This is a genomic window from Azospirillum brasilense (assembly GCF_022023855.1).
In the GTDB taxonomy this organism is placed as follows: domain Bacteria; phylum Pseudomonadota; class Alphaproteobacteria; order Azospirillales; family Azospirillaceae; genus Azospirillum; species Azospirillum brasilense_F.
Genome location: NZ_CP059452.1, coordinates 558836 through 577979, shown reverse-complemented (window position 1 = coordinate 577979; position 19144 = coordinate 558836). Strand labels below are relative to the sequence as shown.

General features: G+C 68.0%; 14 protein-coding genes. 4 read left to right on the top strand and 10 right to left on the bottom strand.

The features are described from left to right. Positions 1–4 precede the first annotated feature (4 nt). From H1Q64_RS29045 to H1Q64_RS29025, 5 genes are all read right to left on the bottom strand, one after another. Positions 5–1669, bottom strand: a complete 1665-nt coding sequence (locus H1Q64_RS29045) for an ABC transporter ATP-binding protein (RefSeq protein ID WP_237907348.1) — start codon at positions 1667–1669, stop codon at positions 5–7. Continuing rightward, positions 1669–2541 carry an ABC transporter permease gene (locus H1Q64_RS29040; protein ID WP_237907347.1) on the bottom strand — a complete coding sequence of 291 codons (873 nt, stop codon included), beginning with the start codon at positions 2539–2541 and terminating at the stop codon, positions 1669–1671. Before H1Q64_RS29040 ends, H1Q64_RS29045 begins: the two co-directional genes overlap by 1 nt. Continuing rightward, positions 2538–3518: an ABC transporter permease gene (locus H1Q64_RS29035; protein WP_237907346.1), complete on the bottom strand. Its 981-nt coding sequence runs from the start codon at positions 3516–3518 to the stop codon at positions 2538–2540. Before H1Q64_RS29035 ends, H1Q64_RS29040 begins: the two co-directional genes overlap by 4 nt. A 126-nt stretch (positions 3519–3644) precedes the next feature. Further along, on the bottom strand, positions 3645–5255 hold the full coding sequence (locus H1Q64_RS29030; protein ID WP_237907345.1) for an ABC transporter substrate-binding protein: 1611 nt from the start codon (positions 5253–5255) through the stop codon (positions 3645–3647). 40 nt (positions 5256–5295) lie between these two features. Beyond that, positions 5296–6609, bottom strand: a complete 1314-nt coding sequence (locus H1Q64_RS29025; RefSeq protein WP_237907344.1) for a M20 family metallopeptidase — start codon at positions 6607–6609, stop codon at positions 5296–5298. 221 nt (positions 6610–6830) lie between these two features. Here H1Q64_RS29025 and H1Q64_RS29020 point away from each other — a divergent pair, with 221 nt between their 5' ends. The 4 genes from H1Q64_RS29020 to H1Q64_RS29005 all read left to right on the top strand — a co-directional run bounded on the left by H1Q64_RS29020 (position 6831) and on the right by H1Q64_RS29005 (position 11783). Continuing rightward, the gene (locus tag H1Q64_RS29020; RefSeq protein WP_419468871.1) at positions 6831–7844 is read left to right on the top strand and encodes a LysR family transcriptional regulator; all 1014 of its coding nucleotides are present in this window, start codon (positions 6831–6833) and stop codon (positions 7842–7844) included. A gap of 306 nt (positions 7845–8150) precedes the next feature. Next, a complete protein-coding gene (locus H1Q64_RS29015) occupies positions 8151–10964 on the top strand; it encodes a carbohydrate-binding domain-containing protein (RefSeq protein ID WP_237907343.1) in 2814 nt (937 codons plus the stop codon). Between the two features lie 136 nt (positions 10965–11100). Beyond that, positions 11101–11397 (top strand): type II toxin-antitoxin system ParD family antitoxin, encoded by a 297-nt coding sequence (locus tag H1Q64_RS29010; protein WP_237907342.1) that lies wholly within the window; start codon positions 11101–11103, stop codon positions 11395–11397. A gap of 2 nt (positions 11398–11399) precedes the next feature. Further along, on the top strand, positions 11400–11783 hold the full coding sequence (locus H1Q64_RS29005) for a type II toxin-antitoxin system RelE/ParE family toxin (RefSeq protein WP_237907341.1): 384 nt from the start codon (positions 11400–11402) through the stop codon (positions 11781–11783). A gap of 16 nt (positions 11784–11799) precedes the next feature. Here the strand turns inward: H1Q64_RS29005 and H1Q64_RS29000 are convergent, their stop codons facing one another. Genes H1Q64_RS29000 through H1Q64_RS28980 form a run of 5 tightly spaced genes read right to left on the bottom strand, consistent with a single transcriptional unit; the run spans position 11800 to position 19137 of the window. Next, positions 11800–13065 carry a glycosyltransferase family 4 protein gene (locus H1Q64_RS29000; protein ID WP_237907340.1) on the bottom strand — a complete coding sequence of 422 codons (1266 nt, stop codon included), beginning with the start codon at positions 13063–13065 and terminating at the stop codon, positions 11800–11802. Positions 13066–13078: 13 nt separating this feature from the next. Further along, positions 13079–14416 (bottom strand): O-antigen ligase family protein, encoded by a 1338-nt coding sequence (locus H1Q64_RS28995; RefSeq protein ID WP_237907339.1) that lies wholly within the window; start codon positions 14414–14416, stop codon positions 13079–13081. Continuing rightward, on the bottom strand, positions 14413–15639 hold the full coding sequence (locus H1Q64_RS28990; protein ID WP_237907338.1) for a glycosyltransferase family 4 protein: 1227 nt from the start codon (positions 15637–15639) through the stop codon (positions 14413–14415). The genes H1Q64_RS28995 and H1Q64_RS28990 overlap by 4 nt, the downstream gene beginning before the upstream one ends. Beyond that, positions 15626–16891: a lipopolysaccharide biosynthesis protein gene (locus tag H1Q64_RS28985; RefSeq protein WP_237907337.1), complete on the bottom strand. Its 1266-nt coding sequence runs from the start codon at positions 16889–16891 to the stop codon at positions 15626–15628. The genes H1Q64_RS28990 and H1Q64_RS28985 overlap by 14 nt, the downstream gene beginning before the upstream one ends. Then, positions 16888–19137 carry an NAD-dependent epimerase/dehydratase family protein gene (locus H1Q64_RS28980; RefSeq protein WP_237907336.1) on the bottom strand — a complete coding sequence of 750 codons (2250 nt, stop codon included), beginning with the start codon at positions 19135–19137 and terminating at the stop codon, positions 16888–16890. The genes H1Q64_RS28985 and H1Q64_RS28980 overlap by 4 nt, the downstream gene beginning before the upstream one ends. Between the last annotated feature and the right edge of the window lie 7 nt (positions 19138–19144).

Sequence of the window (19144 nt, the reverse complement as noted above, 5' to 3'; positions counted from 1 at the left end):
ACCGTCAGGCGCTGTTGCGCAGGGCGGCCGACCGCCGCGTCACCGGAACCACATCCTCCGGGATGGTCCAGCCCTTGCCGGGGATGGCGTCCAGGAGGGTGCGGGTGTAGGCGTGCTGCGGGTTGCCGAACACCTCCTTCGCCGGGCCGATCTCGACGATGCGGCCCTTCTGCATGACCGCGATGGTGTCGCAGATCTGGGCGGCGATGCGCAGGTCGTGGGTGATGAACAGCATCGACAGGTTCAGCCGGTGCCGCAGATCCTCCAGCAGGTCGAGCACCTGCGCCTGCACCGACACGTCGAGCGCCGACACCGGCTCGTCGGCGACCAGCAGCTTCGGCTCCAGCGCCAGGGCGCGGGCGATGGAGATGCGCTGGCGCTGCCCGCCGGAGAACTCATGCGGGAAGCGCTCCGCCGCCGAGGCGTCGAGCCCGACGAGCTTCAACAGTGCCTTCGCCTTGTCGAGCGCCTTGCTGCGGTCCTCGCCGAAGGCCACCGGCCCCTGGGTGATGATGTCGCCCACGGTGTGGCGCGGGTTCAGCGAGGCGTAGGGGTCCTGGAAGACCATCTGCACGTGCCGCCGGTAGGGCCGGAAGGCCGGGCGCGACAGCGACAGCAGATCGACCCCTTCGAACAGGATCCTGCCCGAGTCCGGCTTGATCAATCCGACGATGGAGCGGCCCAGCGTCGACTTGCCGGAGCCGGATTCGCCGACCAGCCCGACCGTCTCGCCCTGGTGGATGGTCAGCGACAGGTCGTCGCCCGCCACCACCTTGCGCCCCGGCGTGAAGAAGCCGCCGCCGAGGTGGAAGGTCTTGCACACCTTCTCCGCCGTCAGCACCGGCTGGCGCGCGTGGGTGAAGTCCTCGCGGTGCTCGATCAGGTGCGGGACGGCGGCGATGAGCTGGCGGGTGTAGGGGTGCTTCGGACGGTTCAGGACCTCCTCGGCGGTGCCGATCTCGACGATCTGGCCGCGCTGCATCACCGCCACGCGGTGGGCGATCTCCGCCACCACGCCGAAGTCGTGGGTGATGAACATCACGCCCATGCGGCGCTTGGCCTGGATGTCCTGGATCAGCTCCAGAATCTGCTTCTGGGTGGTGACATCGAGCGCGGTCGTCGGCTCGTCGGCGATCAGGATGTCCGGCTCGACCGCCAGCGCCATGGCAATCATCACGCGCTGGCGCTGGCCGCCCGACAGGCGGAACGGGTAGCTGCGGCGCAGATGGTCCGGCTCCGGCAGGCCGACCGAGGCGAGGAGCTCCACCACGCGCGCCCGGCGGGCGGCGCGGTCGAGCGTGGTGTGGTAGCGCAGCACCTCGTCGATCTGGTCACCGACCCGCATCAGCGGGTTCAGCGCCGTCATCGGCTCCTGGAAGATCATGGCGATGCGGCCGCCGCGAAGCGCGCGCTGGTCGCGCTCCGGCAGGCTGAACACATTGGTGCCCTGGTGGCGGATCTCGCCGGACGACACCGTCACCGCCTTGGGCAGCAGGCCCATCACGGCGTGCGCGGTCATCGACTTGCCCGACCCGGACTCGCCGACCACGCAGAGGATTTCCCCAGGCTCCAGCGTGAAGGTCAGGTCCTCGACCGCGTGCGGACGGTCGGCGCCGCGCGGCAGGTCGATGGTCAGGTTGCGGACGTCGAGGAGAGGCGTCTCGGTCATCAGGAACGGCCCTTTCGCGCCAGCTTGGGATTCAGCGCGTCGTTCAGCCCCTCACCCACGAGGTTGAGGGCGAGCACGGTCAGAAGGATCGCGATGCCGGGGAAGAAGCTCATCCACCAAGCCTGACGGATCACGGTGCGGGCCGCACCCACCATGTAGCCCCAGCTCATCAGGTTCGGATCGCCGAGCCCGAGGAAGGAGAGGGAACTTTCCAGCAGGATCGCCGTCGCCACCATCAGCGAGGCCGACACGATGATCGGCGACAGGCTGTTGGGCAGGATCTGGCGCCAGATGATCGTCATGTTCGACTGGCCGGTGGTCACCGCGGCGTGCACGAATTCGCGGCTCCGCAGGCTCATGAACTCGCCGCGCGCCAGCCGCGCCAGCGGCGGCCAGGAGACGATGGCGATGGCCAGCACGATGGAGGTCAGCGACGGCGTGAAGATCGCCACCAGCACCACGGCCAGCACGAAGTTCGGGATGGTCTGGAACAGCTCGGTGAAGCGCATCACCAGATCGTCGACGCGCCCGCCGTAGAAGCCGGAGACGGCCCCCAGGAACACGCCGATCAGCACGGCGACGGCGGTCGAGGTCAGCCCGATCAGCAGCGACACCCGCGCCCCATGGGCGATGCCCGCCGCGATGTCGCGGCCCAGCGTGTCGGAGCCGAGCAGCGCATCCTCCGACAGCGGCGGCTGGAAGGGCATCGCGGTCATGTCCCACGGGCTGTCCGGATAGAGCACGTCGGCGAAGGCCGCCATCAGGATGATCAGGGTCAGGAAGGCCAGACCGATCACCGCGCCCTTGTTGCGGGCGAAGGCGCCCCAGAAGCCGGAGCCCTTGCGGGCGGGGGCGATGGCCGCGGCGGTCATGGCGCCACCTCGATGCGCGGATCGACGAGGGAATAGATCAGGTCGGTCAGCAGGTTGAACACCACCACCACCACCGAGGTCAGAAGGAAGATGCCGAGCAGGACCTGATAGTCGCGCTGCAACACGGCCTCGAAGGCGAGGCGCCCGATGCCGGGGAGCGCGAAGACGGTCTCGATCAGGATGGAGCCGCCGATCAGGTGGCCCGCCTGGAACCCCGCCACCGTGATGACGGGCAGGATGGCGTTGCGCAGGATGTGCACCGACACGATGCGCCATTCCGGCAGGCCCTTGGCCCGCGCCGTCTTGACGAAGTCCATGTCGCGCACCTCCAGGATCGAGGCGCGGGTCAGCCGGGTGTAGACGGCCATGTAGAAGAGGCCGAGCGTGGTCACCGGCAGCACGAGGTGCTTCGCCCGGTCGACGAAGGCGTCCCAGCCGGTGTAGCCGGCGCCGATGCTTTCCGTGCCGAAGGCGGGCAGCCAGCCGAGATTGACCGAGAAGAGAAGGATCAGCATCAGGCCGATCCAGAAGATCGGCGTCGCGTAGGCGGTCAGCCCGACCACGGTGATGGCGGTGTCCGACCAGGTACCGGCGCGCATCGCCGCCAGCGTGCCCAGCGCGATGCCGCCCAGCAGGGCCAGCACGAAGGCGGTCAGCGTCAGCGACAGGGTGACGGGCAGGCGGTCCATCAGCAGGTCGAAGACGGGACGCTGCTGGCGGTAGGAATAGCCGAGGTCGGCCTGCACCACCTTGGACATGTAGGTGCCGAGCTGCTCGTACAGGGGGCGGTCGAGGCCGAACTGCTGACGGAGCTGTTCGACGAACTTGGCATCGGCGGCCCCGGCCTCGCCCGCCATCACCGCGGCGGGATCGCCGGGCGCGGCGTGGACCAGGAAGAAGTTGAACACGGCGATCGCCAGAACGACGAAGACCGCCTTCACCAGCCTCTGTGAGATGAATAGGGCGATGCGGGGCATGTTGTCACTCCCGGGATGCGTTTTGCCCCCCTCCCTAACCCTCCCCCGCTATCGCAAGGGAGGGAATTTGGCCCCCTCCCCTGCGAAGCGGGGGAGGGATGGGGTGGGGGCAACCGCTCCCTTTTCTTACTTCTTGACCATGTAGACGCTGTCGTAGCTCTCGTTCACGCCGATGGCGGTCGTGACGGCGTTCTTGAAGCGCTTGTCCACGAAGGTCGGGAACTCCATCTCCAGCAGCCAAGCGACGGGCACGTCCTCGACCAGGATCTTCTGGGCGGCGGAGTAGAGCTGCTGGCGCTCATCGTCCTTGTTGGTCTGGGCGGCCTGGGCGAACAGCTTGTCCACCTCGGGGTTGGAGTAGCCCATGGTGTTGGAGAACATCACGCCCTTGCGGATGTTCTCCGAGACGTAGGTGCGCGTCACGCCGAGCGCCGGGTCGCCGTACTGGTAGACGAAGTTGAAGCTCAGGTCGTAGTCCCAGTTGGACACCCGGTTGACCCAGCCGGCGGCGTCGGTGGTCTCCAGCGTCACGTCGACGCCGACGCGCTTCATCGCCTGCTTCACATACTCGCCGAGGCGGGTCCAGGTCTCGCCGTAGGGCATGACGAGCAGGCGGACCTTGGCGCGCGTGCCGTCGGCGCCCTTCTTGTAGCCGGCCTCCTCGAGCAGCGCCTCGGCCTTCTTCGGGTCGAAGTCGTACTTCTTGACGTTGGCTTCGTGGAAGCGGGTGACCGAGTTCACCGGGCCGGTCGCCGGACGGCCGAGGCCGAACCAGATCTTGTCGCGGATGAACTTGCGGTCGATGGCGTGCATCATCGCCTGCCGGAAGCGCTTGTCGTCCAGCGGCTTGTTGCGCGTGTTGATCTCGATCCAGGACAGCGGCGCGAAGAACTCGTAGCCCTTGGTCGTCATTTCGACGTTGGGCAGGCCCTTCAGGCGCGGGACGTCGAAGGTCTCGATGTCGTTGAACTGGGTCTGCTGGACGGTGCCCTGCTCCACGGCGACGGCGCGCGAGGCGGCGTCGGGGATCACGCGGAAATAGATGTCGTCCAGGTACGGCTTGCCGGCCTTCCAGTATTCGTCGTTGCGGACGAGGTGGATGTAGGAGCCCTTGTTCCACTCCTTGAACTTGAAGGGGCCGGTGCCGATGGGGGTGGCGTTGGCCGGATTGGCCTTGAAGTCGGTCCCTTCATAGATGTGCTTCGGCATCATCGGGGCCGACGACACCTCGAAGGCCTGGAGGAACGGGCCGAACGGCTCCTTCAGCGTGAACTGGACGGTGTGGTCGTCCAGCGCCTCGATCTTCTCGCACTTGGAGAAGGTGGCGCGGGCGCGCGGGTGGGTTTCCATCAGGAATTTGGAGGTGGAGAAGACCACGTCGTGGGCGGTGAAGGGCTTGCCGTCGTGCCACTTGGCGTTCTTCACCAGCTTGAAGGTGTAGACCTTGCCGTCGGGCGAGACCTCCCAGCTTTCCGCCAGTTCCGGCTGCGGCTTCAGGTCGAAGCCGAAGGTCAGCAGGCCCTGGTAGATCTTGCCGGCGACCGTCTGCGTCGGACCCTGCTGGTTCAGGCCCAGCACCAGGATCGGCGGTTCCGGCTGGACGATGATGTTCATCGTGCCGCCGCGCTCCTGCGCCACGGCGACACCGGGCACGGTCAGCGCCAGCGGCGCCGCCAATGCTGCGGCCAGTGCCGCGGCGGTCAGGGTTTGACGAAAGTGACGCAAACGATTGCTCATGTCTGAAGCCCCCTTATTGTTGATTCTCGTCACGCGACCGTTATGGATCGATGGATTCGAGGCCGCACCAGTCGGCCATGAACAGAGCGAGCACGGCGGTCACCTTCGCCATGCTGTCGAGCGAGACGGACTCGTCGATGCCGTGGATGCGCTCCGCCTCCGGGCCGTAGCAGGTGGCCGGCGTGTCGCCGTAGAGCAGGAAGTTGCGGACGTCGGTGGTGCAGGTCTGGGCCAGCTTCGGCGCCGGGGTCCCGAAGATCGACCGGTGCGCGGCGTCCAGCGCCTCCAGCATCGGGTGATCGGGGTCCAGCGTGCAGCCCTCCGCCTGGAAGCCGCGGAAGACGACGCGGGCGTCGATTCCCTTGAGATCGGAATCGCTGCGGCAGGCTTCGGCCACCGCGCGCTCGATCTCGGCGCTGACCTCGGCGGCGGCGCGGCCCGGCGGGAAGCCGAAGCGCAGCTCCATCCGGCAGCGGGTGGGCACGGAGGACGCCCATTCGCCGCCGTCGATGTGCCCGACGTTGAGGTTGTAGGGGTGGTGATGGTGGGCGTAGGCGGGATGCCGCCCGTCGGGGTGGTTCCAGGCCGATTCCAGCGCCTTAAGATGCTTGAGCACACGGAAAGCCGCCTCGATGGCGTTCAGCCCGGCGCCGGTGTCGAGCACATGGGCGGGTCGGCCCGTCACCTCCAGCTCGCAGCGGATCACGCCGACCTGGGCGATCTGGAGCGTGTGGTTGAAGGGCTCCGGGATCACCGCGGCGTCGGCCTTGTAGCCGCGGGCGACGCAGGCGAGCGCGCCGTTGCCGGTGCATTCCTCCTCGACCACCGACTGGAGATAGACCGGTGCGGCGGGCTGGACGCCCAGGCTTTGCAGCGCCTTGAAGGCCATGACGTAGGCGGCGATGCCCGCCTTCATGTCGCCGGCGCCGCGCCCGTAGAGGCGCCCGTCGCGGACCACCGGCTCGAAGGGCGGGGCGGACCACAGCTCCTCCGGCCCGGTCGGCACCACGTCGATGTGGCCGTTCAAGATCAGCGACTTGCCGGTCGCGCGCCGGGGCTTGTGGACGCCGACGACGTTCTCGCGGCCTTCGTAGGAGATCAGCGAGGGGGACCAGCCGGGCTGGGCCTTCAGCGCCTCCTCGTCGATGGCGAAGCGGTCCACCTCCAGGCCCATGTCCCGGAAGATCCGTTCCATCAGATCCTGCGCCGGGCCTTCCTGCCCCAGCAGGCTGGGGCTCCGGACCAGATCGGACAGCAGGCGCACTCCATCCTCGCGCAGCGTCGCGACCGCGCCCAGGATCGCATCCCGGTCCACGGCTGCAATGCTCCGCCCACCCTCGTCGGATGCGGGCATGACGACTCCGTTCTTACCACTCCGCCGCGCAGTCGTCCGTGTGTGTCGGCAAATCTCCGGAAAGAAACTGTGGCGATTTCGACTTTCGGACTATGACCCTGGTTTTGCCCGGTCGGGCGCCGCCGGGGATCGACCGCTGACGACAGGCGTATTACAATTCAGCTTCTCATCCTTCGCCAAATCGATAATCCTCATTGCCGACATAAGCAGGATTTATGGCGATGGGTTTTCCCCCGATGACGGCGCGCGATCTGGAACGGCTGGGCCACCAGCTGGACTGGAACTTGCTGCGCACCTTCATGGTGATCGTGCAGGAGCAGGGGCTGACCCGCGCGGCGCAGCGTCTCGGGCTGACCCAGCCGGCGGTCTCCCAGGCCCTGAAGCGGCTGGAGGACCAGATGGGCCGCAGCCTGATCGAGCGCGGGCAGGGCCGCTTCCGGGTGACCGAGGCGGGGGAGATCATCTACGCCGAGGTGCTGGAGATCTACGGCAACATCTCCCGCTTCGCCGTCCTGATGCGCGACATCCGCGAGGAGATTTCCGGCCATATCCGAATCCTGCTGGCCAGCCGGATCCAGTCGCTGCTGTTCGACGCCATTCTGGAGCGCTTTCACGCCACCCATCCGCAGGTGACCTTCCGGCTGGACGTGATGGCGAGCGCCGACGTCCACATGGCGATCCAGCAGAAGACCGGCTCGCTCGGCCTCTGCCTGATGCGGGAGCCGCCGCCGCTGGTCGAGCACGCGCTGTTCGCCCGCCAGATCTACCGCCTCTACTGCGGGCCGCGGCACCATCTGTTCGGCCGCACCGGCCTGACGCTGGGCGACCTGCGCAGCGAGGGGTTCGTCTCCTTCACCTCCGACCAGATCGGCGGGGTGCTGTCGCCGTTGGCCGTCTTCCGCGCGCAGGAGGGAATCGAGAGCCGGATCGTCGGTGCCTCGGTCAATCTGGACGAGGTGCGGCGCATGATCTCGGTGGGGCTGGGGATCGGGCCGCTGCCCCGCCATGTGGCGGAGCGCGACGTGCGCGACGGCCTGCTGTGGCCCCTGCCGCCGGAGGAGGGGGTGGCGCCGGTGGACATCCATCTGCTGTGGAACCCCGCCGCCAAGATGAATCGGGCGGAGCGCGCCTTCATCGAGCATTGCCGTGCCGCCATCGCCGGCATCCCGCTCGACCTCCGCTTCGATCCGGCGGCGGTGAGCGAGTGGATCGACCGCCAGTTCGGCGGCGACTGATCCCTCTGCGTTTTCGACGTCCCCAGGGGCTTGCGCCGTCATCCAGCGGATGACGCGGCGCGGCGCTTGTGCGCTTGCAAGCGGCCGCAAGCAAAAATTCTCATTGTCTTCTCCGCCCTTTGATAAGCGGAAGATTCCTTTTTGAAAAACAGAGACTTCCTGGAGTCTTCGCAAAAAGATGCCGGGAATCTCACAAAAATGCCCCGCCAGGAACATTCCGCAAATTGGTAGTAGATGCATATGCCAAAGGGCGAAACCGCCAAAAAACTCATATCAGCAGATAACACCTCAAGAGAGCATTGACATATGGCTAACCTGTACGGACCGAAGACGCTGACGGCCCCCGCCGGTGCGATCGTCATAGCACCGGGCGCCAACATCCAATCCATCGTCAATGGCGCTCCCGCTGGCGCGACCTTCTGGTTGCAGCCGGGCGAGTACCGTCTCCAGTCGATCACCCCCAAGGACAACCAGACCTTCATCGGGGCCGAGGGCGCCGTGCTGAACGGGTCGAAGCTGCTGACCGGCTTCACCCAGGACAGCGCCGGGCGCTGGGCGGTCGGCGGGCAGACCCAACAGGGCGAGCGCCGCGCGACGGACGAGGCGACGCCCGGCGCGATGCGCGCCGGCTATCCGGAAACCGTCTATGTCGACGACAAGCCGCTGACCCCCGTTGACGCGCTGTCGAAGTTGAAGGCGGGAACCTTCTACTTCGACTACAACGCCGACAAGATCTATCTGGGCGACAACCCGGCGGGGCACAAGGTGGAGGCCGGGACGACCGCCCGCGCCTTCGGCGGCACCGCGGACGGCGTGACGGTCAAGAACCTCGTCATCGAGAAATACACCCCGCCGGCGCAGGAAGGCGCCATCCAGGGCGACGTCAACTGGACCATCCAGGACAACGAGCTGCGGCTGAACTACGCGGTCGGCGCCACGGCGCAGGACGGCAGCAAGTTCATCGGCAATTACGTCCACGACAACGGCGAGATGGGGCTGGGCGGCGCCGGGACCAAGATCCTGGTCGAAGGCAACGAGATCGCGCGCAACGGCGCCTGGTCGGGCATCGACGTGTTCTGGGAGGGCGGCGGCACCAAGTTCGCCTACACCACCGATCTGGTGGTCCGCGGCAACTACTCCCACGACAACACCGGTTTCGGCCTGTGGACCGACATCGATAATGTCGGGACGCTGTACGAGAACAACGTGCTCCTGAACAACAGCGGCGGCGGCATCACCCACGAGATCAGCTACGACGCCATCATCCGCAACAACGTGATGGTCGGCAACGGCGCTAAGCCGCAGGCCGAGGGCTGGCTGTGGGGTGGGTCGATCCAGATCCAGAATTCGCAGAACGTCGAGGCCTACGGCAACAAGATCGACATCACCGGGGTCAAGGGCGCCAACAGCATCGTGATGATCCAGCAGGACCGCGGTGCCGGGGAGTTCGGGACCTGGACCACGACCAACAACAAGATCCACGACAACATCATCGTCTCGAAGGACGGCAACGGCCAGTCGGGCGGCGTGGCCGACCACAACGAAGCCGGCATGCTCAACGGCGGCAACGTGTGGGACAACAACACCTACTACATGCCGGACGGCGACCGCTGGCGCTGGGGCGACTTCCCGGAAGGCGACAGCTGGTCCGCCTACATGAACGCGACCACGCAGGACGAACATTCGACCCTGTCCCAGGCCTACCCCTCGACCACCGGCTGGACGACGGTCACACCCACCGCGCCGCCGGCCCCCACCCCGACCGACACCACGCCGCCCACCGTCAAGGTGAGCATCGCCGACAGCAGCGTGACCAAGGGCGAGGCGCCGCTCGTCACCTTCGCCTTCAGCGAGGCGGTGAAGGACTTCGCGCTGGCCGACACCACAGTGAAGGGCGGCACGCTGAGCGGCTTCAAGACGGTGGACGCCTCCACCTACACCGCCGTCTTCACGCCCTCGACCAACACGAAGATCACCGACGCCAACCTCGCGGTGAAGGCCGGCAGTTACACCGACCTCGCCGGCAACACGGGCAAGGCGGGCGCCTCCGCCGGCTTCGCGGTGGACACCACGACGACCACACCGACCGTCCCGACCACGCCGACGGCCAGCGTCACGACGATCAAGGTCAACGCCTCCGGCGCCGCCGCGGGCGGGGTGAACGCGCATTTCAAAGTGCTGGTGGACGGCAAGGCCATCGGCGACGCCACGGTCGGTACGGCGGCGAAGGACTACAGCTTCACCACCACGCTGACCGCCGGGCAACCGCACAAGGTTCAGATACAGTACGACAACGACGGCTTCGTGAACGGGCAGGACCGCAATCTGTTCGTCAACAAGATCACCATCAACGGCACCGCCCACAACCCGACCGACGGGATCGTCAGCTACGACAAGGGTGCCTTGGACGGCAAGGACGTGGTCAAGGGCCAGTCGTCGATGTGGTGGGGCGGCACGCTGGTGGTCGACGCCCCGGCCAAGGAGTTCCCCGCGGGCGGCTCGCTGCCGCAGAGCGGTCCCAGCACGACGACGATCACCGTCAACGCCTCCGGCGCTGCGGCCGGCGGGGTAAACGCCCATTTCAACCTGCTGGTCGACGGCCAGAAGGTCGGTGAGGGTGTGGCCGGCACCTCGGCCAAGGACTACAACTTTACCACCAGCCTGAGCGCCGATCAGGCGCACAAGGTGCAGATCCAGTACGACAACGACGCGGTGGTGAACGGGCAGGACCGCTCGCTGATCGTCAACAAGGTCACGATCAACGGTAAGTCCGTCACTCCCACCGACGGCATCGTCACCTACGACAAGGGTGCCTTGGACGGGAAGGACGTGGTCAAGGGCCAAGCCGGCCTGTGGTGGAACGGCACGCTGGTCGTCGACGCCGACAAGAGCTTCTTCCCGTCGGCCACCCCGGTCGGCGAGGCCACGGCGCTGGCGCTCGACGCCGGGACGGACAGCGTGTGGAGCCACGTCGCGGCCCAGCAGGCGGCGGCTGCTCCGGTTGCCGTGGCCGACGCAGTGGGGGTGGCGAACAGCGTGTACGGGGCCATGCCGGTCGATGCCGGCTATGATCCCCTGTTCGACCACATCGACCCGTCGCTGCTGAGCCACGCGGCGTAACGCGGCCGGAACGGCGAAGGGCGGTCCAACCGACACTGGACCGCCCTTTGTCGGTTGCCGAAACCGCATGGCCTTTGCGGGCTTGACGGCCATCCCAGCCGGTATCAATCTTTGATACTACGTCTGGAGACACGGCATGAGTGGTCGGAATTTCAGCCTGACGGAGCGGTTGAGCGCGTTCATCGACCGGCAGGTCGAGGACGGGCGGCACCAGAATGCCAGCGAGGTCGTTCGCGAGGCGCTGCGTCGCTATCAGGACGATTTGGACGCAGAGCGCGCCAGCCTCGCCGCCATCGAGGCCATTGCCGAACGTGGAACGACAGCCATCGAGCGCGGAGACTATCGGCTGGTGGACGGCGAGGAGGATCGGCGCGCGCTGCTCGCCGACCTGAACCGCCGGGCGTCGGAGCGTGCCGCGGCCCGGAAGAGCTGACCGTGGGCGGGTTCCGCCTGTCCGCACCGGCGGAAGCCGACCTCGACGCGATCCTGGACTGGAGCGAGGAGCGGTTTCACGCGGTCGGCCGCATGCGCTACGCGGCCCTCCTTGTCCAGGCGATGCAGGAATTGGCCGACGACCCGCGGCGGGACGGCGTCGAGTGGGTTCGGAGCTTGAAACAGTCCGTCGGCCTGTACCACGCCTGGCACAGCCGGGATCATGGTCCCGATCCGGCGGAACGGGTCCATGATCCGCGACACGCGGTCGTGTTCCGCATCGCCGAGGATGGCGTCTTGGACATACTGGGCTTCGTTCACGACCACATGTTGCGCGGCCGGGCGCTGCGCCGCATCGTGCGCGGGAGCCAATCGCCTCGGCATTGACCTTGTCCGAATGCTCCTATGCCGGCGCCGGCGTGTAGAGGTCCGGCGTGATTCGGCAGCTCGCAAAATCCTGGGCGCGCGCGTGGGCGGCGCGGCTCATGGCGCGCAGGCGGGCGCGGTCCTGGTCGAGGGTCACGATGGCGTCGGCCAGCCCGTCGATTACCTCCGCCGCGGCGCGCCCGTGGCAGGGAACGGCGAAGCCGCAGGAGGAATCGATCATGATCCCGGACCCGCCGAGATCGAGGCAGATCACCGGCTGCGCGTTGGCCAATGCCTCCATGATGACGTTGGCGGCGGAGTCGTGCAGGCTGGGGAACAGAAGCGCGTCGGAGCTTCGCAGCACTTCCATATAGTCGGGATGGGACAGCCACTCGATGAAATCGACATGGTCGGCGATGCCCAGCCGGTCGGCGAGAGTCTTCCACTCCTCCGACTGCGGACCGCTGCCGATCATCTGAAGGCGTGCCCGCGCCCCCTTCTCCAGGGCCCTGGCCAGCGCCGCCAGCGCATAGTAGCCACCCTTCCAGTAAAGGAAGCGGCCCGAGAAGCGCAGCTTCAGAGGCGCTCCGGCATCGCCGCCGGTTTGGGCTTTCATCGGCACGAAGCGTTCGGGCGGGAGGGAGCAGCCGAAATGCTGGCGTGCCTTGTGGCGGTCCCCGGCGGGCAGGACGTGGCGGCTCTCATGGGTCTTCACATAGATCAGGTTGTAGCGCCGGTAAGTCAGGCGGAGGAAGGGGTCGATGCGCGTCATGGCGATCGCGATGTCGCGGACCAGCTCCGTCGCGATGGCCTTCCAGCCCAGCGGGCGGATCAGCGGCCAGGGCGCCCGCTCCCCGCCGCCGACCGGGCCGATCACCGACAGGGGCGCCAATCCGCCGCAGAAGGCGGGAAAACGGATTCCGCCGATGGTTACGTTATGGATGATGTCGAAGGGCTGCCGGCGCACCAGCTCCTTCACCACCGCCCGGCAGCGCCATTGCCACGCGATGTAGGACAGCTGGAACCGCGTCTTGCTGTCGTGGTGCGCCATGGTGTCGGGGCGGTCGATGAACACGAAGTCGTCCGGTTCGAAGGCGGTTTCGCCGCGCGCGATCTTGCCCAGGATCTTCGGGCGCAGGCGCCCCTGCGTGACCACCGTCACCTGGCAGCCCGACCGCTTCAGCCCCTCGCCCCAATTCCAGCCGTTGGCGGATTCCGACCCGCTGTCCGGCTCGAAGGCGAAGGCCACCAGCAGAATCGACTTTCCGGAATTGGCGGATTCGCCAATGAACGGCACGCTCATCGTTCATCCTCCCTCATGAATGCGGCAGCGGGGACCGGTTTTCGAGTTCGTTGCGGTAAATCAGGCCGGCGGCGATGCCGACGCCGAACAGGACCCAGAACCAAATGCCCAGCATCGGCCCCTCCAGGGTCACGTCGAAGGAGGCGTTGATAACGATGGACAGCCAGTAGCAGAAGAGGAAGACGAACAGCCGTGCCCAGGCGCGGTCGCCGTTGCGGCGGGCCAGCAGGAAGGCGCGCATCATGAAGACCGACCAGCTTCCCAACAGCGCCGCCCACAGGACGAAGCCGGGCACCCCGGCGCGGGCGAGGATCGTCATGTGGGCGTTGTGCGGGCTGCGCAGCACCTGCCCGTCCTCGGCATCGACCACCTGGAACCCGTCGTCGTCGGCCAGATTGATGCCGAAGCCCTTTCCGTCCCAGAAATGGTCGCCCTGCACGGTGTAGCCGATGATCTTGTCCCACCACATGATGCGCCATTGCTTGGTGCCGTCGAGCGTGGCGGTGTCGGTGGTCCCCAGGATGCTCAGCACGTTGGTGACGAGTTGGTCGACCGACAGCTTCCGCGACGAGACCTCGATCTCCAGGTTCAGCACCAGCGCTACGATGACGGTGACCGCGGTGATGCCTAGCAGCGGGGCGAGCTGCCGGCTGCGCGGCACCAGGGCCAGCGCGATGGCCAACGGCACGACGATGGCGAGCATCCCGCCGCGGCTGTGGGCGGCGACCAGGGCCATGCCGAACACCAGCATTGCCAGTTGCAGCGGGTTCAAGCGGCGGAAGCCCAGCAGCACGAACAGGGCGACGCCCGCGAAATGCACGCCGACCTCGCCGGGGCGCAGGCTGATGAAGGGGACTCCGTAGCGCGGCCAAGTGGGGATCTGCGCGTGCAGAAGCTGGAACAGCGGGTAGACGACCGGCATGACCGTGACGAAGAACACCGCGAAGCCGCCATAGGCCAGCACGAGGCGGCGCAGCCGTTTCGGCTCGTCGTACAGCAGGGCGATGACGACGAAGGCGAGCAGGCCGTACATCACGATCACGCTGTCGCGCAGCGCATCGAAGCTGTAGGTGCCGAAATAGGGCAGCGTGCGCGCCAGCACCCAGACGATCAGGATCGCCAGCAGCGTTCCCGGCAGGCTGGACACCGTGGCGAAGACTCCGCCGGTGCGCAGCATGACCAGCAGGCCGGAGAGCAGCAGCACCTCCCCGATGAACAGCGGCGGCGCCCCGATGTAGGCGAAGCCGCGCCCGGCCAGGGAATAGCCCAGCAGGACGACCATCAGGAAGGTCAGGTAATGGTCCGCGGCGCGGGTCCCGCTGCGCTTCGGCGTGGCGAGGACGGCGCTCATGACGGGCGTCCGTAGGCGGCGGCGCGCAGCCGGGCGGCGATCCGCCCCCAGTCGCCGATCGCCACCACCATGCGGTGGGCGTTGGCCGCCATGTCCTGCCAGACGCCGGGGCCGGTCCGCTCGGCGCGCGCCAGCGCGTCGGCCACCGCCTCCGCCGTCAGGGCCGACACGCCGAAGCCGGCGCTGTGGCCCTCCACATAGGGGACGAGGCCGGTCTCCCGCGTCACGATCAGCGGCAGGCCGGACAAGGCGGCTTCCAGGCAGCCGGTCGGCATCACGTCGTAGCGCGAGGTCAGGGCGAAATAGTGCCAGCCCGCCATCATCGCCGCCTTCTCCGCCCCGAAGACCGGGCCATGGATGCGGATGTGGGTGCCAAGGCCGTGGGCGTTCGCACGCCGTTCCAACTCGGCGCGGGCGGGGCCGGACCCGGCCAGCTCCAGCACCCCGCGCCCGCCGGCGCGGCGGTAGGCGGCGAAGCCGTCGATCAGCAGGTCCACGCCCTTGTGGTCGATCTCGTAGCGCGCGCAATAGCCGAAGGTCAGCCGGTCGCCGTCCGGTGCCGCGCGCGGAACGGCGGCGGGAAGGCCGCCGCGCCGCGCCGACCAGGCGGTGTTGGGCAGCAGGCGCACGGCGGCGGCGGGGGCCACCCGGCGGACGATGGCGGCCTCCTCCTCCGTGATGGCGTGGACGAAGCGGGCGCGGGCGAAGGCCGGACCGTCAAAGACGCGCAGCCACGCCGCGGGCAGACGGCGGCGCACCCGGCCCGCGATGTCGTAGACGTGGGAGCACTGGCCGTGCAGTGTCACGCCATAGGCGACGCCGCGCCGGTGCAGCCCGCGGGCGAGCGCCGCGAACAGCGGCTTCACCGCACCATGGATGTGCACCACCGTGTCCGTCCCGGCGCCGTCGAGCAGGCGGTCGAGAGTCGCGTCCGCGATGGTCAGCGACCGCCCGGACAGCCGCGGCCCGCCGAGGGGGAAGCGCTGTGCCGGGCAGTCCGCCGGGATGCCGGTCAGGGCGTCCGGATCGTCGGAGAACAGACACAGCCGCGCGTCGTCGCCCATGGCGCGCTGCTCGGCGATCAGACTGCGCACCACATTGTGCAGTCCGTTCGCCGAAGAGGGGTGGGCGATGGCCGGCTGGATCACGACATGCCGGAGGTCGAGCGGGCGCAGCGGGGCCTCTTCCACCGCGAACGCGGCGCTGCCGTCAGCGGGCGACATGGGGGGTCCTCGTCTTGGAGAGGTAATAGTGGGCGGCGCCGACGCGCAGCAGGCTGGAGAACAGCAGGGCCATGCACACCCCGGCGACGCCGTACATCGCCGCCAGCGGGCCGACCACCGCGAACACCGCCAGCGTCCCGGTGACGTTCACCACCAGAGCGAACTGGCTGCGCTGCACGCCGTAGAAGTAGGAGCAGACCATCTCCGCCAGATAGCCGGCCAGCGCCCCGATGGAGAGCAGGCGCAGCGGCCAGTCCTGGTCGGCGTAGGGCGACATGGCGCCATAGACGACGTTCAGCATCTGGTGCGGAATTAGCAGGCCGAGGCTGTAATAGACCAGCAGCGGCGCCGCCCCGATGACGACGTAGCCGCGGATCGCCAGCCACGCCTGCTCATCCGGATGGAGCCCGCCGGTGCTTGTGGACAGGGTGCTGCGGCCGCGCGCGGCGATCTGCGGGACGAGGTTGCCCATGCCGATGATGATCGGGTTGGCGATGTTCACCAGATTGACCACCGCCTGGAACGCCGCGGTCGACGCCATGCCGTCCATTGCCGCCATCAGCCAGACGAGGCTCTGCACCCGCAGCATCAGGAACAGATTGTTGGCGAGCGCCCAATGCCCGATCGACCAGAAGCGGCGGACGACTGCGGGCAGGTCCGACAAGCCGCCGAAGCGCGGGCGCAGGATCGCGAAATGGACGACCGCCCCGGCCAGCGCCGGACCGGTCATGGCGACGAACACCCGTTCCAGCGTCAGATGGCCGCCCAGCGCCATCAGGTTCAGCACGGCGATCTGGCCCAGATAGGTGACGCTGTCGCCCCACAAAGCCTTGTCATGCTTCAGCCCGGACATCAGCCCGCGCCGCCCGATCTCCTGCACCTGCCAGACGATGAAGTAGAGCACGGTGGGGCCGACCAGTTCCGGCATGCCAAGCCCGTACCCGACCAGCGCCAGGATGCCGGACAGCGGCAGGATCGATCCGGCGGTCATCAGGACGGCGCGGCCCGCCAGGGTCCGGCGTTCGGCGGGCTCCAGCACCGCGCCCTCCACCGACAGCGGATACTGGATCAGGCTGACGTTGACGACCTGGAGCGCCAGCAGCACCGAGAGGAAGAAGACGAAGGTCCCGTATTCCTCCGACGAGAAGTTGCGGGCGAGCTGGATGTTGATGGCGAACATGCCCAGGCTGACCACGCCCTGGTCGGCGAGGGTCCAGAAACTGCGGACGAGCGACGCCGGGATCATCGTCATGCGCTGCCGACCCGCGTCGTCTCGGTGGAGGCGGGCAGGGGATGCCGGCCCTCATTGGCGGGCCGTGGGGCGGCCGGGGTGGCCGGGGTGGTGCGCGGCACGTCGCGGTAGGCCCAGCGCAGATAGTCCGCGGTCAGCGCCATGCCGTCCTCGAAGGTGAAGCGCGGCGCGTAGCCGAGCAGGCGCCGCGCCTTGGTCAGGTCGATGAGCGCCTTGGCCTGATAGAGCGCCAGCTTCTGCGCGTCGGGCAGCCAGAGCTGATTGCGGCTGGCCTTCTTCTTCAGGAAATAATGCACCATCACGAGATGGCGCAGCCGCGGCGGCAGGCTGTCGAACCCGCCCTGGAGGACCCGGCGGGCTGGGCGCCAGCGCACGATGATCTGGATGATCTTCTTGGGGTCCTGAAGCACCATGGCGATGTCGCGCCGCAGGCTCTTCATCTCCTTGCGGATGGCCTCGGCGGGCTGGAAGCGCAGGCTGTCCACGCCCAGAGCCTCCTGGAAGCACCCGAAGACGGCGGCCCAGGGCGGGGCGTCGGGGCCGGAGATCACGAAGCGCTCCCCGATGGCCTGCGGGCTGCGGGTCGCCGCGATCATCGCGTCCACCAGATCGTCGATGTAGACGGCGTTGCACAAACCGCTCTCCTGTGGCAGCATCACCGTGCCGCTCAGCAGCATCTCGGCGGGTGCGTTCGTCCAGGGCTTGCAGAAGGGGCCGTAGACGATGGAGGGCTGGAGCACCACACCCGGCAGGCCGCGCTTGCGCGCCGCGTCGAGCACCATCGCCTCCAGGTCGAGCTTGTTCTGGACGTAGCTCCAGGCCCGGTCGCCGTCGCGCGTCTCCTCCGACAGCGGACCGTCGGGCAGCGGTTCGTAGACGGAGAAGGTGCTGAGATGGACGAAGCTTTCCACCCCGTTGGCGAGGCTGGCGTCGATCAGCGCGGTCATCCCGTCGATGTTCTGGCGGCGCGACCGCACGTCGTAGGCGCAGTGGAAGACCCAGTCGGCCCCCGCCACCGCCTTGCCGATCGCCTCGCGGTCCAGCAGGTCGGCGCGGATGATCTCCACCGGGAAACGGGCCAGACGCACCGCCTGCGCGATGTCGCGCACGATGCAGCGAACCTTGGCGCCATGCTCCAGGCACAGCCGCTCGACCAGCCGCCCTCCGATGAAGCCGGCGGCACCGGTCACCACCACGGTCGGGCCGTCCGTGCGGGGAGCGGTGGCGGGTGCCGGACCGTCGACCCAGGGCAGGGCCAGCGGCTGGCGGCTGGCGTAGCAGCGCTCGATCAACGCGGTGGAGGGCAGGGCGTCGCGCCCGCCGACGGTGGCAGGGCGTCCGTTGCGGATGGCGTCGGCGAAATCCTTCAGCTCCGCCTGGAACAGGTCGCCGAAGATCTGCGGTGGGATGTGGTTGGCCGAGAAGCCGTCATGGACGAAATCGAGGATCTGCGGCACGTCCGACGCGATCTGGTTCTCATAGAGGTGGACCTCGACGCTGCCCTTGCTGCCGTAGACACGGATGGTGTTGCGCAGGGCGCGGGTGCGGCTCAGCTCCAGCGATCCGGTGGCGCCGGACGCCATGGTCAGGGATAGCCGGCAGTCGGATTCCAGCCCACCGTGGCTGTCGTCGCTGTAGTCGACCTCCGCCGCCTCGCCAAACCACCACAGCAGCAGGTCCAGCGTGTGCGACCCGGTGTCGAGCAGAACGCCACCGCCCGCCCCGTCGCGGCGCAGCATCGACGGGGAACTGATGCCCCAGTTGTAGACGAAGCCCTCCCGCGCCTCGAAGCGCAGGATGCGGCCGAGTTGGCCGGAGTCCACCAGCGCCTTCAGCCAGCGGACGCCGTTGACGTAGCGGCGCATCAGCCCGACCGCGAGCACGCGCCGGCGCTCCTCCGCGGTTTGCACCATGCGCTCGGCGTCGGCCAGCGTGACGGCCAGCGGCTTTTCCATGAAGACGTGCTTCCCGGCCTCCAGCAGGCTCTGGCCGACCGGCGCGTGGAGCATCGGCGGGGCGGCCACCAGCGCCGCGTCGAACCGGTCCGCCGCCTCCCGCCAGTCGGCCACGGCGACGGGCGCGCGGTTGCGGCCCAGCAGGGCCTGCACCGCCTCCAGCCGCTCCGGCGAGGGATCGACGAGCACGCTCGGCCGCCAGCCCAGGCGGAGCAGCGCCGGCAACAGGTGATGGCTCACAATGCTGCCGCAGCCGATGATGGCGAGCCGCGGAAACTCGGCGTTGGTCATGGAATCC

What these genes read in the sequence shown, in the direction of transcription:
- H1Q64_RS29045 (WP_237907348.1), bottom strand. Translation starts at nt 1,669, where the DNA reads ATGACCGAGACGCCTCTCCTCGACGTCCGCAACCTGACCATCGACCTG.
- H1Q64_RS29040 (WP_237907347.1), bottom strand. Translation starts at nt 2,541, where the DNA reads ATGACCGCCGCGGCCATCGCCCCCGCCCGCAAGGGCTCCGGCTTCTGG.
- H1Q64_RS29035 (WP_237907346.1), bottom strand. Translation starts at nt 3,518, where the DNA reads ATGCCCCGCATCGCCCTATTCATCTCACAGAGGCTGGTGAAGGCGGTC.
- H1Q64_RS29030 (WP_237907345.1), bottom strand. Translation starts at nt 5,255, where the DNA reads ATGAGCAATCGTTTGCGTCACTTTCGTCAAACCCTGACCGCCGCGGCA.
- H1Q64_RS29025 (WP_237907344.1), bottom strand. Translation starts at nt 6,609, where the DNA reads ATGCCCGCATCCGACGAGGGTGGGCGGAGCATTGCAGCCGTGGACCGG.
- H1Q64_RS29020 (WP_419468871.1), top strand. Translation starts at nt 6,831, where the DNA reads ATGGGTTTTCCCCCGATGACGGCGCGCGATCTGGAACGGCTGGGCCAC.
- H1Q64_RS29015 (WP_237907343.1), top strand. Translation starts at nt 8,151, where the DNA reads ATGGCTAACCTGTACGGACCGAAGACGCTGACGGCCCCCGCCGGTGCG.
- H1Q64_RS29010 (WP_237907342.1), top strand. Translation starts at nt 11,101, where the DNA reads ATGAGTGGTCGGAATTTCAGCCTGACGGAGCGGTTGAGCGCGTTCATC.
- H1Q64_RS29000 (WP_237907340.1), bottom strand. Translation starts at nt 13,065, where the DNA reads ATGAGCGTGCCGTTCATTGGCGAATCCGCCAATTCCGGAAAGTCGATT.
- H1Q64_RS28995 (WP_237907339.1), bottom strand. Translation starts at nt 14,416, where the DNA reads ATGAGCGCCGTCCTCGCCACGCCGAAGCGCAGCGGGACCCGCGCCGCG.
- H1Q64_RS28990 (WP_237907338.1), bottom strand. Translation starts at nt 15,639, where the DNA reads ATGTCGCCCGCTGACGGCAGCGCCGCGTTCGCGGTGGAAGAGGCCCCG.
- H1Q64_RS28985 (WP_237907337.1), bottom strand. Translation starts at nt 16,891, where the DNA reads ATGACGATGATCCCGGCGTCGCTCGTCCGCAGTTTCTGGACCCTCGCC.
- H1Q64_RS28980 (WP_237907336.1), bottom strand. Translation starts at nt 19,137, where the DNA reads ATGACCAACGCCGAGTTTCCGCGGCTCGCCATCATCGGCTGCGGCAGC.